Source organism: Pseudomonas sp. BF-R-24 (assembly GCF_019947335.1).
GTDB lineage: Bacteria > Pseudomonadota > Gammaproteobacteria > Pseudomonadales > Pseudomonadaceae > Aquipseudomonas > Aquipseudomonas jessenii.
In genome coordinates this window covers 47,034-62,953 of sequence record NZ_JAGYGG010000022.1, presented here as the reverse complement: position 1 = coordinate 62,953, position 15,920 = coordinate 47,034, and the positions used below count along the sequence as shown (strand labels likewise).

Here is a 15,920-nt window from a genome sequence, read left to right as displayed (position 1 = left end):
GGTTAGCGACATACCCATCAGGGTGCAGAACAGCACATCCCGGTGACACGCCACTCAACTCAGAGCCAGTACTCCCAAAGGCGCGCCATCTGCTCCTTGGCTTTCACACCGAGCGAGCGGCTCTGCCACTTTTCCATCTTGATTTCGTTCGACTTGGCCAGATCGGCCAGGAATGCCGCCTGCATTTTTTTGCCAAACCCGGCGCCCAGCACAACAACGTTGACTTCATCGTTATGCAGGAAGCTACGCCAGTCGAGGTTGGTGGAGCCGACAGTCGACCACACGCCATCGATTACTGCTGTCTTGACGTGGAGTAGCGCGTCTTTGCGTTCGTAAAGCTTGACGTTGGCTTTCAGCAGCTCGCTGTAGTAGGCGCGTCCAGCATGGAACACCAGCCACGAATCGGTGCTGCTGGGCAGCACCAGCTTGACGTCGACGCCACGTGCTGCAGCCTCCTTGAGTGCCGCCAGCAACTGCGGGTCGGGAATAAAGTAGGCGTTAGTCAGCCATATCTCGGATTGCGCGCTACGCAGTGCCGAAATCAGCGTGGCATAGATCAGGCTGAACGGCTCATTTGGCGAGCTTCCGATGGCCCGCACCACCTCGGTGCCTTTGCGCTCGGGCGGCGGAAAGTAGTGGCGAGCCGCGAGTGGTTCGCCTTTCTGGGTAGCCCAGGTTCCGATGAACAGCTTCTGGAGTTCCGCAACCACAGGCCCCTCGATGCGCAAGTCGGTATCGCGCCAGGGCAAATCACCATTTGGGCGAGTCTTCGAGTAAGAATTGAACGAGCTCCCCGAATAGACGCTGCTGATGTTGATCCCGCCGAGAAAGGCAATACGGCCGTCCACTATCAGCAGCTTTCGGTGGTCGCGCTGGTTCACGTCCCAGCCCGCTTTGGCCGTCACCGGATTGACTGGGTTGTACTCCAGCACCTTGACGCCCGCGTCGGTCAATTGAGAGAAAAACGCTGATGATGTTTTAAGGGTTCCGACGCTGTCACGGATCAGATTGACCTGTACGCCTTGCCGTTGCCGAGCGATCAGCGCGGTGGCGAAGCGCTGGCCGACTTCATCATCGTCGAGGATGTAGGTCTCCATGTTGATGTGGTCGCGCGCTGCTTCCACGGCTTTGATCATCGACTGGTAGGTGGTGGGGCCGTCCTGCAGCAAGTCGACCTTGTTTCCTTCCGTCAGCGGGCTGCCGACGATGGACTCTTCGATTGCGAGGTGCACGTCGAAGATGTCGGTCTCTGCGCCGGTGGACTCGAGTCGATCGAGAATGGCCTTGCTGCGCTCGGCTGACAGAGGCCCGTGTACCCCGTCGAGCTGCACTGGCGCAGAGGGCGCGCGAGCCATATCGGGCACTATCCTGGGCAATGTACTGCAGGAAACCACAAATGCCAGGAGCACAGCCATGCACAGAGCCAGAGGAACACACACACCCTTACATGTGGCAAAAAGATTCATCAGGCCCCCTCTTTGTGAGGACGGTGATAGCGAGTGGCGATGCCGTCACTTGCTTTGACTACTGCGCAAGGGCAGGGTTCGTCGTCAGAGAGTGCTTTTGGCCGATTGTTGCTTTTCGGGACTGGGTCGATTGCTGCTCGTCACGACAGGCAGCAATAGGCATTAGCGGTCATTGCTCGCCTTATAGAAACTGCGCAATATTCGCCATCGCACGCGTTACGTAAATGTCCTTCTCCCCCACTGGGGCAACGTAATGAAGCGCACTGCGTGCGGCCTCCTCACCTGCAAGACGCGAGATGAACCAGGCGGCCAGATACGGCGACGACAAGCACCCGCCAGCGGTTGCGACATTGCCCTTGGCCACGAACGGTTGATTGAGCACCGCCACGCCGGCCTCCTCAACCCATGGTTTGGTGATCAGATCCGTGCAGGCCGGAACGTCGTCCAGCAGGCCCAGCTTTGCAAGTATGAGTGTGCCCGAGCATTGGGCGCCCAGGAGTTGGCGCGCAGGATCGAGCTTCAGACGAGCCATCAGCGCGGCATTCGCGACGACGTCCCGGGTCATTCTCCCACTACCCACCAGCACCGCATCCGCACCGCATGCGTCCTCCAACGACATCTGCGCCTCGATCATCAGGCCGTTCATCGACTGCATCCTGTCCGTGGGACCGGCGATAGACACTCGCCAACCAGATTGTTGAACTCGGTTGAGGATGCCGAACGAGATAAGCGAATCGAGTTCGTTGAAACCTTCGAAGGTAAGGATGGCGATGTGCATTGTGAGCCTCGTGCCAGAGAAATCTTGTGGCCCATCGTAAAATCGAATAATCAATACATTCAAAAAATTGTCATGGATACACTCTGACTCACTACCGCAATATGGCAGTAACAATCTGCATCACCGACTACCAATAAAGATCTACGCTCTGTACTGATTACGAAGGTGGGCACAGGCGAATCTGATGGCATTCATCAACACCTACATAAAAGAAATTCTCGGCCTTGAGGTCGTTCTGTTCCATGCACGTAGTCGCCTGGAAGCAGAGACAGACAGTGAGGCGTTACACGATTTAAGGATCGCCGTTAGACGAATCCGAAGTCTGCTTGCACCATTGCGCTCATTGAAGGAAGTAGCCGCCCTGCGCGAGGCCGCTGCCGAGGTGGGTCGGATGACAACACCGGCGCGGGATCTGGAGGTCATGGTCAGCGAACTTGAGTATCGCGGCATGCCTGAAGCCGCCGCCACCAGACGCTCTCGTTTAAAGACAGATTGTCGAAAGATACTCACCGACCCTACGTTGAATGGACTGTTCGCAGCCTTGGATCAATGGCCCTCCGCATTCAGAAAATCCGGGGTTGGCAGCGATTCGAAGATCATGCAAAAGGTCATCGTCAAGGCGCTGACCAGGCACATCGATAAGCTCCATCGCGCTTTGGACGACGCGCAGTTTGATCGGCACGAATTACGAATCCTGGTTAAGCGAGCTCGGTACCTCACTGACGCGTTTCCAGAATTGTCCCCTCTATCGAAGAAGGCGGCGAAATCCTTGAAGGCGGTGCAATCCGCCTTGGGATCCTGGCATGACCATTTCCAATGGTGTCTCAAGGTAAAACTTGAACCTGACCTTGAGCCGCTAAAGCATCTGTGGGTAGAGGCTTCCATCGACGAGCTTCACCAAGCTGAAGATGAAATGAAAGACCTAAAATTGCTTCTTCCGAAAATCTCCGACAAAAAAGCCATCACTAAAACCGCCAAGAAAACAGGAGGTCAGGCGAAGTAGGAGTTAACGGTTTCGCGCTTCCATAGTAATGGCATTTCGATTTCATTTTTATTTTCAGCGCAGTGGATTGACAGGGCGCCAAGCTGAAAAGGAGCCAAGACCCTCAACGAAAGCATTGCTCTAGAGCCTTCGTTTCATTTTGACACACATTGAAAGTGCGGTACTCTCCGCCGCACTAAACGCATAAAGGACTCTGCAGATGAATGTCAAAATTGAAACAGATGAACAAGGGAACGGATGCAAGGTCTGGCTTGACGACACCTCTGTATCGTTTAAGAACCTGGAAGATGCTCAAACATATGTCTCTCAGCTGCAGGAGCGGATTGAAGCTGCATCCAGCTCATTTGCTTCAGCGGCTAATCACCCTAACAAAGCTTAGTTATTGTTCAGCAGCGCGTGCCACTCAGCGCAGGTGCTTATTGTCGAAGCAGTACCTGCTCCATGCCGCGTTCAATGAGTTGGCAAGGCGGCTAAACAGCCGCCCTCGGAAAACACTGAACTATGAAACGCCCGCTGAACGATTTAGCCAATCTGTTGCATCGACCGGTTGAATCCACAGCCAGGAGCAGACATTCATGATGGCCGGGATCAATTGCTGCATCAGACGTTGATCGAGGTGGAATTCACACCTCTTACCCTGCGAGCAAACAAGACCGCCAGTGCGATCTTGCCAGTTCCTTACATCTCCACCTGTGTGCCCAGTTCTATCACCCGATTCAACGGCAACTTGAAGTACTTAAGGTTGCTGTTGGCGTTCTTGAGTAAAAAGGCGAAAAGGCTTTCTCGCCAACGGGCCATACCGATGCGCTTGGTCGGGATCACCGTTTCCCGGCTCAGGAAATAGGTGGTGCGCATCGGGCTGAAGTCCAGCTCGGCCAAGTGACAGAGACTCAACGCCAAGGGGACATCGGGCTCTTCGATAAAGCCAAAGTGCAGACTGACCCGGAAGAACCCTTCGCCATACGCTTCAACCTCAAACCGTCTATCAGCACTCACACGAGGGCTGTCTTCAGACACCACCGTAAGCAATACCACTTGCTCATGCAAAACCTGGTTATGCAGCAGGTTGTGCAGCAGCGCATGCGGAACGGCATCGGACCTGGCTGTCAGAAATACCGCCGTACCCTGTACCCGATGAGGGGGCTGCGTGCGGATGCTACCGATAAACAGTGGTAGCGGCAGCGCGGTTTCGTCCAGCCGTTCAACTATGATCTTGCGGCCACGTTTCCAGGTGGTCATCAAAATGAACAGGCCAATGCCAGCAATCACCGGGAACGCACCGCCCTGGAAGATCTTCGGAGCATTGGCCGCGAAGTACAGGCTGTCTACCAGCAGAAAACCGAGCAGCATCGGAACGGCCAGCCAGCGCGGGGTTTTCCATAGCAGCAGGACGACGGCCGAGGACAGGATGGTGGTGATCAGCATGGTGCCCGTTACAGCGACCCCATAAGCGGCGGCCAAAGCACTGGACGACTCGAAACCAAGTACCAGCAGCACAACACCGACCATCAACGCCCAGTTAACGGTACCGATGTAAATCTGTCCCTGCTCCTGGCTGGAGGTATGCTGGATAAACATGCGAGGGACATACCCAAGCTGGATGGCCTGGTGTGTCAGGGAAAATGCGCCGGAGATCACGGCTTGAGAAGCGATGATGGTCGCCAGTGTAGAGAGTGCGACCATCGGCAGCAGTGCCCAGCCCGGCGCGAGCAAATAAAATGGATTGCGCACCGCCTCAGGGTTTTCCAGGATCAAGGCACCTTGGCCAAAATAATTGAGTACCAGTCCTGGCAATACCAAAATGAACCAGGCGCGGGCAATGGGTTTGCGACCGAAGTGCCCCATGTCTGCATACAGTGCTTCGGCGCCCGTCAGCGCGAGTACCACTGCACCAAGAATGGCCACACCGATTCCCGGATGAGCGATGAAAAAATGCGCTCCCCAGTATGGATTGAGCGCTTGCAGCACTTCCGGCCGCTGTAAAATGCCATAGACCCCCAGCGCACCCAGCACGACAAACCACAGCACCATCACAGGTCCGAACAGAATGCCGATGCGAGCCGTGCCGTGTTTCTGTATCAAGAACAGCGCCACCAGCACGATCACTGACAAAGGCACGACCCAGTGTTCAATTCCGTCAAACGCCAGCTGTAGCCCTTCAACCGCAGAGAGCACCGAAATAGCCGGGGTGATCATGCTGTCCCCGTAAAAAAGTGCCGCACCAAACAGGCCAAGCAGAACGAGTATTTTACTCATGCGCGGATAAGGGGCGGCTGCGCGGCGAGCCAAAGCCGTCAACGCCATGATGCCGCCTTCACCCTGGTTGTCGGCACGCAGGATGAACAGCACATATTTGATCGAGACGACCCAAATCAGTGACCAGAAGACCAACGACAGAATACCCAGCACGCCGTCGTGGTTGGCCTGAACTCCGTAGTGGCCAGAAAATACTTCTTTCAGCGTGTAGAGGGGGCTGGTGCCAATGTCCCCGTAAACCACTCCGACCGCGGCGACGAGCAAGCCCACTCCTGACGCTTTGGATTGCGAGTTTTCATGTGCTCCGATTGCTGTTTCACTCAAGGGTCGCTTCTCTCGAATTACGGGGAGGAAATGCATGCCATCCTTGGGCAAAACGATGTGCCTGGGCCACTGAAGCCTCAAGGCGCATGGACGATCTAAAAAGTCGCGGCCAGTATCTTTGAGGGCGCAAACAGCAGTCGTAAAGAAAGCGTAAAAAATTTACGGCAGATATTCGAAACATCAGATCCAGTGGCTTGGGCCTGTCCCGCCCCGGCCCGACGCGTCGTGCGAGCAATCAGACCTGCGCCTGGCCTGGGAACGTCGGCAGCCCGTACGTCAACGCAAGTTCCAAGGCCGGTTACAAGGGGTATAACTATCAGAACAAAAGGCGGGTCACCCAGAATAGGTCCTCCAAAGGCAGCGCCCGATCCGGGCGCCCCAGGCCTGATCGGCGCCTGCGGTGCGGAGCGATGTGATGAGTTCCAGAGCATGGCGATGGGCTCGCAAGAGCTTTCTTGGCTGCATCGAGCTGGCCGTGCTGGTCACTCCACTGTGCGCCAGCGCCATGTTCAAGTGCCAAGCCAGGGACGGAGCGATCAGCTACACCAGCCAAGCCATCGCCAGCGCCCGCTGCACTCACTTCACTGGCATGGCGGGCGCCGGTGTCGGCGCCAAGGCAATGGCGCTGCCACGGGTTGTGCGGGACGACACCCCAGGCGCGGTGCGGATCCGGGTGTGGACTTTCATCCACAAGGGTAATCGTCAATATGTGAGCCGGCGCCCCGTCGGGATCTCCGCACGGGTCGATGTCCTTGAGCTCTATTACATCAAGGGCTGCTATCTGTGCATGGCGCCGAAGGATTTCAAGGTCGCCTCACTGCGCCTGGACACCCATTCCTATCGACGGGAGATCGAAGCCGCTTCGGGTCATTATGGTGTCGACAGGGCGCTGGTCCGCGCAGTGATACATGCCGAATCGGCGTTTCGCCCCAACGTCATTTCCGAAGCCGGCGCCCAGGGGCTGATGCAGTTGATGCCCGCCACCGCCGAACGCTTCGCCGTGGACGATCCGTTCGATGCACGACAGAACATTCGTGGCGGCGTGCGCTACCTGGCCTGGCTGCTCAAGCGCTTCAACGGCAACCAGATGCTGGCGTTGGCAGGTTACAACGCCGGCGAAGCGTCCGTGGTCCAGTACAACGGGGTGCCTCCCTACGCCGAGACGCAATCCTACGTCACCCTCGTGCAGTCCTTGACCGAACGCTATCGCAACCATAGCGGCCGTCCGTGAGGGGCAGAAACCGGCCAGGAGCGGACCTCGAACACATCACCTGATCGGCTGTTTTTTAGGACGAAGCGGTCACCCGTGTTCCGCTGCCAACAATGACCTGAACTGCGAAATGATCTCTGAAGATAACCCGGCAGCTTCGAACACTGCGCAGGTAAAGCTAACGGGTGCAGGACCTGGAGCAGTTATGATGCGGTCGGCAACCACGGCTACTTGACTGCTTCGATAAAGCGTGGCCCCGTCATAACCTGCGGCATTCTGTTGTAAAAAGTCAGCGCTGTTCGAAGTATGAGGAACCGTGTCTAGAAGCCCGGCCCTCGCAAGTGCCAGCGTCCCCCCACAGATACCGGCAATTGTCGCTCCACTTGAACGACTAGCATGAAGAAAGTCCCGAATATCCGGTGCATCCGCACGCTCCCAGATCATTCCGCCGATGACGACAACAACGTCCGGCTTCCAGTCCAGGCATTGTTGCAAGCTGCTATCCACAGTTACAGCCAATCCGCCCTGCGAGCGGAACTGCCCCGTAGTAGAGGTGAAAAACCTGACGTCGATCCCGTAAAACGGGGATGCGGTTCCTGCAATGAAAGCGTATTCCCAGTCCGCAAAACCGGGTGTCAGTATCAAGCCCAAGCGTGCCATCAGTCAGAGTCCTCCATGAAAACGAACAACATAAAGCGACAACAAACAGATCTCAACGTCCGCTCAGGTCTATTGTGTTGAAAAAAATCCCAACGCCATCCTGACTGTTACTGGACGTGAGAAAAAATCAATGAAGTTGCCGTTGCCTCTGTAGTTCCCTCTTCAACCAGGTGCTTGCCGGTTCTACGCCTTCTGAGCATCGCACCTCATAGACGCGGTCACTCATACTGCTTTTAGTGGCAGCAAGATCGATGAAGTCTTCTGCGCTGTTCACCATGTTCTTGCCTTCGAGATAATTCAGTTTCTTCTCCAGATGCGCCCGAGCGCGGGGACCTGGGTATTCGCTCCCGTTGCGCACAAACTGACACTCACTGTGTTCGACAAAGTCCAGCAAGCCCTTTATCTCTTGAGTGGCTTGAGGTGTGGCTTGAACCTGCCCATTAGTGACGATTGCGATAAGGCTAATACCCGCTGCCATCATCAATTGGCTGATGGGCCGCGCCGTGCCCTCCATCCACATCCGCATGATTGACCCTCGTCCTGAAAGTGAAATGAATGGAGCTACCTCCAACAGATACCATAGAGGACAACCACTAACTTGCCTCTGGCCGCTTGATACAGGGAAATGGGATGACTGGAAAAACGGTGGGCAAGTCTGTGCAATCACCCAGCCGGTGGAACTGCAAACCATTCTGGCAATCGAAACCTTAAAGGGCGAGGCGGGCGTAGTATGGGTTACGCATTCGCATTGAACGCCCTGTAGGGCTGTAAAGCCGGGAGGGTTGCGTGGAAAGGGACGCGATGTTCAGGTTCCTTGCGGGCTACCTGTTGATGTGTGCCCTGCTGGCATGGGGGGTAATTCAGGCGTCGCACTGGATTGCTTCTCGCCTGCTGCTGTATTGGATTATTTAGCGCCGACCCTCGCTGCTCCGCTCCTCCTTGTCGATTCTTCCAGTACCACAATGGTGCGATCCACTGTCTGGCCTTCTCCCTCTGACCCTCAGCCTGCTCGATCAGCCGCTGCAATCACGCGATCAGGCCGGTTCGCTGAACCGGCAACTGGCCCCATTCAAGGATTGAGCCAGTTGCCGGTGCTGCCAGGTTAGTGGAACGGAAAGATGTAATTCATCCATGCCGCCATGCGCAGAAGGATTTTGCGCATCATCGCGATGTGGTGGAAATGCTGGCTGTACAACGCCGCCTGGCCGTAGGCGCCGCCGGGCATCTGGTCGGCGTACTGGGCATAGTCGGGATCGGTGATCTCAATGATCACCGGAACCCGGCCGGCCGGTGGTGAACCGGTGAAGCTGATCAGTGTGCCTGACGGTTGGATCTGGCCTTCGGCGATGACCGAAACGACGGTCTTGACCTTGCCTTCGAAAACCTTGCCTGGAATGCCGTCGAAAGCGACCTCGGCCTCGTCGCCCTCGGTCAGGCGCAACAGGCTGTTCTGGCGCATCCACGCGGAGAAGTAATGCCCTTCGGCGGGAATGAAGACCATCGAAGGGCGCAGCGGCAACTTGGTCGCCATCATGCCCGGACGCAGTGAAACATGGGTGACGAAGCCTTTGCTCGGCGCACGGACGGTGGTGTTGTCGAGTTCGTACTGCGCGTTGTCCAGTTGTGCCTTCAGGTCGTCACTGCGAGCGACCACCATATCCAGTTCCCGTTGGGTACTGAAGTTACGCTTGATCAACTCGGTGATCCGGGCGCGATCGGCCTGGGCGGCAATCAGCTGTGCCTTGAGGGATTTCACCCGGTATTCGAAAGGTGCAGGGTCGATGCGAAACAGCACATCGCCTTTTTCCAGGGGCTGGTTGGTCTTCACCGATACATCGATCACCTGGCCGCTGACCACGGGTATCACCGGAACCGATACGAAATAGGAACGCGCCACCTCGGAGTAGGGGTGGTTGTAGTTCATCGTGAAAATCAGCGTGCCGATAATCACGATCCCGCCCAGCACCGCCGTGGGCACCGTCCATTTGTTCAGGGGGATGCGGAAGATCTTGAAGATGGCTACGCAGAGAGCGGCATACGTCAGAATGAGTAAGAGATCCATGGCTCAAATGCCCTCGCCGAGATTGTCCGTTGGCACACGGTTCTGTGCCGTACCCATCGCTGACTCCAGGCGCTCGATCCGGCCTTGCAGCTCGGCGACCTGTTGTTCGAGGTGAACCACATGACTTTTGGGTGAATGTCCGTCACTGAAACCCCAGCCCCGGTCCTCCCGATAGGCCATCGCCCAGATCCACAGGAACGGCCAGAGTGCGTGCAAGGTGAAGAGGCTGACCCAGCCGGTGGCGTGGATCGCATCCTGGTGAGGGTGGTTGCGGTGGACGGCAATTTCATAGGGGATGTCGTGGAGCAGGATGATCCCGTAGAACAAGAAGAGTCCTACAAATATCAGTACGCCCAGGGCGAAGTATTCAAGCATGAACCAGTCCTCTTGAAGCAGATAGCGTGTGCGCCTGAGTGTAGCCGTTCAATCTACACTTGACGGGGATGCGGATATCCAGCCGGAACAACCGGTGCCTGGCCGAAGCGTCGACCGATATCGTGCAAGCACACTCCGACGAGGTGAGTTCATGCCAACCAATGCTCAATTCGAGAGGGCGCCTGTACTTGACCCTGTCGAGCGCATTACCGAGGTGATCTTCGGCCTGCTGATGGCCATGACGTTCACCGGCACCATCAGCGTGGCCACGGCAGACCAGGCCGCCGAACGCACGATGATGATTGCCGCGCTCGGCTGCAATCTCGCCTGGGGACTGGCCGATGCGGTCATGTACCTGTTGCGCGCACTGGTCGAGCGCACGCGCAGGATCAAGCTGTACATGGCCTTGCGTAATGGCACGGACGCCGCGGTCGGTCAGGCGCTCGTTGCGCAAGTGTTGCCGTTGCAGTTCGCGACGGCGGCCGGCAGTGAGGGCCTGGAGTTGTTGCGCCGTCGGCTGCTCGAGCAGCCCCCCTTGCCGATCAGGGCCGGCCTCGGCTGGAGCGACTTCAGGGGCGCCCTCGGTGTTTTCCTGTTGGTCGTGTGCTCGACATTTCCGTTGGTGGTGCCGTTCATACTGCTCGATCAGACGGCGCTCGCCATCCGCCTGTCCAACCTGATCGGACTCGTGGTGCTGTTCATCGCAGGCTGGCTGCTCGCCAGATACGCTGGCGCCACGCAATGGCAGGGTGGGGTGATCATGGCCGCCACGGGGGGCGTGTTGATCCTTGCAATCATTGCGCTGGGTGGATAAAAACCGGGCATCATTCAACACACTAAAGACTCGTTCTCATTTACAATTGCCCTTCCATTTACGTCGGGCAGCCTGGCATGGATGTTTTCGCCGCAATCCATCTTCATTTATCCCAGTGGGTGATCGAGCCGGTCACCCGGCAGTTCCTGGGCATTTTCGACTTCAACGGCAGACTCGGTCTAGCCTTTCTCTGCATGTCTTACAGCGTCGCCTATTGCCTGTTCCGCTACCGCAAATCCCGGGGCTTGACCGACGCGCGCTCATTCGGGCAGTTCATCGGCGGCTGCCGGGTGTACCTGCATCGCTCGGCGCTGCTCGACTACCGCTACTACTTCGTACTCGCCATCCTCAAGGTTGCCCTGGTGCTGCCCATCGTCGGTCTGGTCGATCCGTACGTCTTGCGTTCAGCGGACTACATCGCGTTCTTCACCCAGCTGTGGGGCGCGCGTACGCAAGTGGAAGAGAACCTGGCGCTGACCCTGCTCTATGGGCTGGGCGTATTTCTGGTCAAGGATTTCAGCCATTACTGGGGCCATCGCGCTTTCCATTCGCGGTATCTGTGGGCCTTCCACAAAGTCCATCATTCGGCGCCCGTGCTGGTGCCGGCGACGGCCAGCCGCGTGCACTTTCTGGAAGAGGTGGTCGAAAAGCTCACGGATATCATCTGCGTCGGCGCATTTGCCGGGGTCTTCTGGTACGCCTGCGGCGGGGAGATCAGCCGCTATACCTTGTTTGGCGTGACCTACATGGTGTTCATCTTCAATGGCCTGGCGGCCAACCTGCGTCACAGCCATGTCTGGTTTTCCTTCGGGCCGGTGCTGGAACGGGTGCTGAGCAGCCCGGCGCAACACCAGATTCATCACAGCGATGCGCCGCGACACTTCAACAAGAACTTCGGCATCAATCTGTCACTGTGGGACTGGATGTTCGGCACGCTCTACGTCACCCGGTCCACACCCGAGGCCATTCACTTCGGCACCGGTGAACAGGATCACGAGCGTTACCTGACGCTGCAGGGGTTGATCGTCACGCCTTTCGTGGACATCGCCCGCAAACTCCTTCCGGGAAAACCCCCGAAAGCACAGCCTGAAAACGGATCTGATCCGTATTTTTCAGCGCAATCTGCCTCTGTAACGGATACAGCCGCCAGCCCACAATAAGTCTTCGGTACGCCGCTCGGGCAGCACACGCCGCCCCTGTACCGCCAATTCATAGTGTGGGAGGCCCCATGGCCAAGATGACGATTTTTCTCGGTGGTTTTCTGCTGTTGACCATCCTGATCGGTATGCTGGCGACGATTCCGCCGACTTGATTACACCCGTTGCCAATCAGGAACTCTGCCGATCAATATCGCGCCGCAGAACGACAGCGGTGGTGATGTCTTCAACGATTTCGTGACTGGCTACTGCATCTCTGACTCGATTCAGATCATCAATAGTTCGCGATTCGACCTCAATGACCAGATCGAGTTGGCCACTGACCGAGGAGACTCGTCGTACCTGCGAGTTTTGGGCAAGCAGGTCCAGCAAGCTGATTGCGGGTGTGCGTTTCAGGCATACAAGAAGGATTGCGCGAATCACGTTGGCATCGATTTCGCCGATATCAGCTCGGTAGCCTCTGATCACACCATTGCGTTCAAGGTTGATGACTCGCTCGCTGGTAGCGCTTCTTGAAAGCCCGATTCTTGCTGCCAAGGCCTTCAGGGCAATTCGAGCCTCTTTGGAAAGAATTTCGAGTATTTCGCGATCTTTCGTGTCCAGGTCGCGCATCAGAACTCCCTAATTTTGCTACCGAAATTGTGCCGGTCGATTCCGACAATATGCAGGCTGAAGCCGACCGTATACCTACTGCCGTCCAAGGCGTTGCGTGCCAAGCTATCTGAAAAAAATGGCTTGGAAAACAATTACCATGACAAATCTCTCCCATCCTGCCCCCCAGTTCTCGACAGGGGATGCCGAAAAACTGAGTGAGCAGCTTTTCAACGTTATCGGTACGGCCACGCCTCTGGATGGCGAGCGCGACCGCAACTACCGGTTGAATACAGGAACCGATGCCGGATGGATTCTGAAAGTCGTCAACTCGACTGAACCTCGAGTTGAAAGCGAGTTTCAGACAGCCATTCTCAGTCACCTCGCCACGCACAGTCCCGAGCTTACCGTGCCTTTTCTCAAGAAAAGCCTTGCCGGTGAATACCTGGCCTCTGCGGTAGCGCCCTCCGGCGAAACCCATGCGGTCCGCCTGGTCAGCTGGTTGCACGGAACGCCGCTTGCCGAGGTCGAGCGCACGTTCGAATTGATGCGCAGCCTTGGCCAATCGTTCGGTGAGATAGATCGTGCACTTCAGGGCTTCATGCATCCAGGCGCGGTACGTGATCTCGACTGGGATTTGCGTCACGCCGCACGTTCGAGTTCACGCCTGCATTTCGTGAAAGATCCTGGCAGAAGGGCCATTCTGGAACGCTTCATAGAACGTTTCGAAAAAACCGTTCAACCGAAGCTTTCGCGACTGCGTGCACAAGTCATTCACAATGACGGCAACGACTGGAACATCCTCGTCGATTCCCGCAATCATCAGAAAGTCTCGGGCATCATCGATTTTGGCGATGCGGTCCATACGATTTTGATTGCCGAAGTCGCCATCACCTGCGCCTATTCCATTCTCGACACGGAAGATCCAATCGGCGCGGCTGCCGCCCTCACGGCCGGTTTCCATGAGAAGTACCCTCTGCAGCCGGAGGAGCTTGACGTCCTCTTCAATCTCATTGCGATGCGCCTGGTCACGAGCGTCACCTTGTCGGCATCGCGATCCGACCGAACGCAAGACAATCCCTACCTTGGCATCAGCGAAGCTCCGGCCTGGCGCCTTCTGGAAAGGATGGATCGCATGAACCCTCGTCTGGCGACTGCGATCCTGCGTAAAGCCTGTGGTTTTGACGCGATCGAAGGCGCTGGTGCGGTTCGCCGCTGGGTGGCCGAAAACAGCAAGTCCTTTGCGGATATCGTGCGTCCATCCGCTGCGACGATGAACAAGGTTATTGCTCCGTTCGGAGACGCTTCGCATGTGATGACTGTCGCTTCAGCCGAGCAACGTCCAGCGCAGGCAACGAAGTGGTGGAACGATTTTTCTGCCGAACACAAGGTGCCGCTCGGTATCGGACCATGGGGCGAGGAAAGGACCATCTACACCGACACGGCGTTTGAATCACGATTCATTGAAGGGCAGCGTCGGATCCTTCACGTCGGTGTCGACTTGATCATGCCCGCTGGAACACCTCTCTATACGCCTGTTGCCGGTGTGGTGCAGAGCGTCGAGGTCGAGCATGAGCCGCTTGGTTATGGTGGTTTGATCATGCTCGAGCACTCGCCTGAAGGTTGCCCGCCATTCCTGACGCTGTGGGGGCATATGGCTCATGAAGCCTTGGCGCGGCTCAAGCCCGGTGACCGCCTGGAGACTGGCGCGCTTGTGGGATACATGGGAGCGGATACGGAAAATGGCGGATGGATTCCCCATGTGCATTTTCAAATGTCCACGGACACCGCGTTGAAAGCGAGCGAATTCATCGGCGTAGGTGAACGGGCTTATATTGAGGTATGGGCCGACATTTTTCCCGATGCATCGAGTCTCGCGGGGATTCCTCCGGAAACCTACAGCCAGGACGGACGCACCAAGGCAGAGATTGTTGCGAAGCGTAAGGAGTTGTTGCTTCCAAACCTGTCGATTTCCTATTCAGATCCGATCAAGTTCGTTCGCGGTGATGGGGTCTGGTTGATCGATAACTTTGGTCGGGCGTATCTGGACTGCTTCAATAACGTGTGCCATCTCGGCCACTCCCATCCAGATGTGGTGCAAGCGCTTTCGCGGCAGGCATCACGCCTGAACACGAACACGCGTTATCTGCACGATAATATCGTTGAGTATGCAGAGCGGCTCACGGCTACCTTGCCTGAAGGTCTGGCGGTCGCTTCCTTCGGGTGTTCGGGAAGTGAAGCAAACAGCCTCATGCTGCGTATGGCGCGCAATCACACGGGGCGTAACGATGCAATTGTGCTGGATTGGGCTTACCACGGCACCACGCAGGAACTGATCGACCTCAGCCCTTACAAGTACAAGCGTAAAGCCGGTAAAGGGCGTGCAGATCATGTGTTTGAGGCGGCCGTCCCGGATGCCTACCGTGGTGTGGATCACTGGTCGTTCGAGGAACTTGGCAAGCGTTTCGCTGAAAGCGTGGCGGATCAGATTGAACTCATGCGCAAGCAGGGCAGATCCCCGGCGTTCTTTTTGGCGGAGTCCATTCCAAGTGTGGCCGGGCAACTTTTCTTCCCGGAAAACTACTTGAAAGAAGTCTATGCAATGGTTCGTGCAGAGGGCGGTCTTTGCCTGGCGGACGAAGTCCAGGTCGGCTTTGGTCGCGTAGGTAGCCATTGGTGGGCTTTTGAAACCCAGGGTGTCGTTCCCGATGCAGTGTCCATGGGCAAACCCATTGGCAATGGACATCCCATGTCGGCGGTTGTGACCACGCGAGAAATTGCAGACAGCTTCAACAATGGCATGGAGTACTTCAATACCTTCGCCGGCAGTCCGGTTTCATGTGCTGTAGGGCTCTCGGTGCTCGATGTAATTGAGCGCGATAACCTGAAACTCAACGCACTTACCGTTGGCAACTATCTGCTTGACGGCTTCCGTAAGTTGCAGCAGCGATACGATGCAATAGGCGATGTGCGCGGGTTGGGTCTTTTTCTCGGGATAGAACTTGTCACGGACCGCAAAACGAAAGTTCCAGCCACGGAGCTGGCCAGGAAAGTAGCTGATGGTGCCAGGGAGCGAGGTATTTTGATCGGTACTGAAGGCCCCCATGACAATGTTCTGAAAATGCGCCCATCGATGATTTTCAGTCAGACAAACGCTGATTTTCTGCTTGAGGTCCTGGACGAAAGCTTTAAGGCCGCACTCCGGTAGATCGCAGGGGGCGGGG

Annotated in this window: 14 protein-coding genes; 6 read left to right on the top strand and 8 right to left on the bottom strand. The window is 56.6% G+C overall.

Annotated features, from left to right (window positions below; all coding sequences use genetic code 11):
• Positions 1-59: 59 nt before the first annotated feature.
• Positions 60-1,355 carry a cardiolipin synthase gene (gene cls, locus KGA98_RS18215; RefSeq protein WP_223503007.1) on the bottom strand — a complete coding sequence of 432 codons (1,296 nt, stop codon included), beginning with the start codon at positions 1,353-1,355 and terminating at the stop codon, positions 60-62.
• A gap of 292 nt (positions 1,356-1,647) precedes the next feature.
• Positions 1,648-2,244 (bottom strand): DJ-1/PfpI family protein, encoded by a 597-nt coding sequence (locus KGA98_RS18210; RefSeq protein ID WP_223503005.1) that lies wholly within the window; start codon positions 2,242-2,244, stop codon positions 1,648-1,650.
• 184 nt (positions 2,245-2,428) lie between these two features.
• On the opposite strand from KGA98_RS18210, the gene KGA98_RS18205 reads away from it, so the two are divergent.
• A complete protein-coding gene (locus KGA98_RS18205) occupies positions 2,429-3,247 on the top strand; it encodes a CHAD domain-containing protein (protein ID WP_223503003.1) in 819 nt (272 codons plus the stop codon).
• 199 nt (positions 3,248-3,446) lie between these two features.
• Positions 3,447-3,626, top strand: coding sequence for a hypothetical protein (locus tag KGA98_RS18200; protein ID WP_223503001.1), 180 nt, complete (start codon positions 3,447-3,449; stop codon positions 3,624-3,626).
• A 299-nt stretch (positions 3,627-3,925) separates the two neighbouring features.
• On the opposite strand, the gene KGA98_RS18195 is transcribed toward KGA98_RS18200, so the two are convergent.
• Positions 3,926-5,827 (bottom strand): potassium transporter Kup, encoded by a 1,902-nt coding sequence (locus KGA98_RS18195; RefSeq protein WP_090456231.1) that lies wholly within the window; start codon positions 5,825-5,827, stop codon positions 3,926-3,928.
• A gap of 415 nt (positions 5,828-6,242) precedes the next feature.
• On the opposite strand from KGA98_RS18195, the gene KGA98_RS18190 reads away from it, so the two are divergent.
• Entirely contained in the window at positions 6,243-7,058 is an 816-nt protein-coding gene (locus KGA98_RS18190) for a lytic transglycosylase domain-containing protein (protein WP_223502999.1), read from the top strand.
• Positions 7,059-7,127: 69 nt separating this feature from the next.
• Here the strand turns inward: KGA98_RS18190 and KGA98_RS18185 are convergent, their stop codons facing one another.
• From KGA98_RS18185 to KGA98_RS18170, 4 genes are all read right to left on the bottom strand, one after another.
• Complete coding sequence (locus tag KGA98_RS18185; RefSeq protein ID WP_223502997.1) at positions 7,128-7,697, bottom strand: DJ-1/PfpI family protein; 570 nt, start codon at positions 7,695-7,697, stop codon at positions 7,128-7,130.
• Positions 7,698-7,824: 127 nt separating this feature from the next.
• Positions 7,825-8,223, bottom strand: a complete 399-nt coding sequence (locus tag KGA98_RS18180) for a DUF5329 domain-containing protein (protein ID WP_090456225.1) — start codon at positions 8,221-8,223, stop codon at positions 7,825-7,827.
• A 576-nt stretch (positions 8,224-8,799) separates the two neighbouring features.
• Positions 8,800-9,759, bottom strand: a complete 960-nt coding sequence (locus tag KGA98_RS18175; protein ID WP_150814616.1) for an HlyD family secretion protein — start codon at positions 9,757-9,759, stop codon at positions 8,800-8,802.
• 3 nt (positions 9,760-9,762) lie between these two features.
• Positions 9,763-10,134 (bottom strand): DUF3302 domain-containing protein, encoded by a 372-nt coding sequence (locus tag KGA98_RS18170; RefSeq protein WP_090456221.1) that lies wholly within the window; start codon positions 10,132-10,134, stop codon positions 9,763-9,765.
• A gap of 151 nt (positions 10,135-10,285) precedes the next feature.
• On the opposite strand from KGA98_RS18170, the gene KGA98_RS18165 reads away from it, so the two are divergent.
• Together KGA98_RS18165 and KGA98_RS18160 are read left to right on the top strand one after the other, a co-directional pair.
• Positions 10,286-10,948 (top strand): hypothetical protein, encoded by a 663-nt coding sequence (locus KGA98_RS18165; RefSeq protein WP_090456219.1) that lies wholly within the window; start codon positions 10,286-10,288, stop codon positions 10,946-10,948.
• 77 nt (positions 10,949-11,025) lie between these two features.
• Positions 11,026-12,108 (top strand): sterol desaturase family protein, encoded by a 1,083-nt coding sequence (locus tag KGA98_RS18160; RefSeq protein ID WP_223502995.1) that lies wholly within the window; start codon positions 11,026-11,028, stop codon positions 12,106-12,108.
• A gap of 168 nt (positions 12,109-12,276) precedes the next feature.
• Here KGA98_RS18160 and KGA98_RS18155 read toward each other — a convergent pair whose 3' ends face one another.
• Positions 12,277-12,717: an Lrp/AsnC family transcriptional regulator gene (locus KGA98_RS18155; RefSeq protein WP_102671896.1), complete on the bottom strand. Its 441-nt coding sequence runs from the start codon at positions 12,715-12,717 to the stop codon at positions 12,277-12,279.
• Positions 12,718-12,856: 139 nt separating this feature from the next.
• Between KGA98_RS18155 and KGA98_RS18150 the strand changes: the two genes are divergently transcribed.
• Complete coding sequence (locus KGA98_RS18150; RefSeq protein ID WP_223503066.1) at positions 12,857-15,904, top strand: aminotransferase class III-fold pyridoxal phosphate-dependent enzyme; 3,048 nt, start codon at positions 12,857-12,859, stop codon at positions 15,902-15,904.
• The last annotated feature ends 16 nt before the right edge of the window (positions 15,905-15,920 follow it).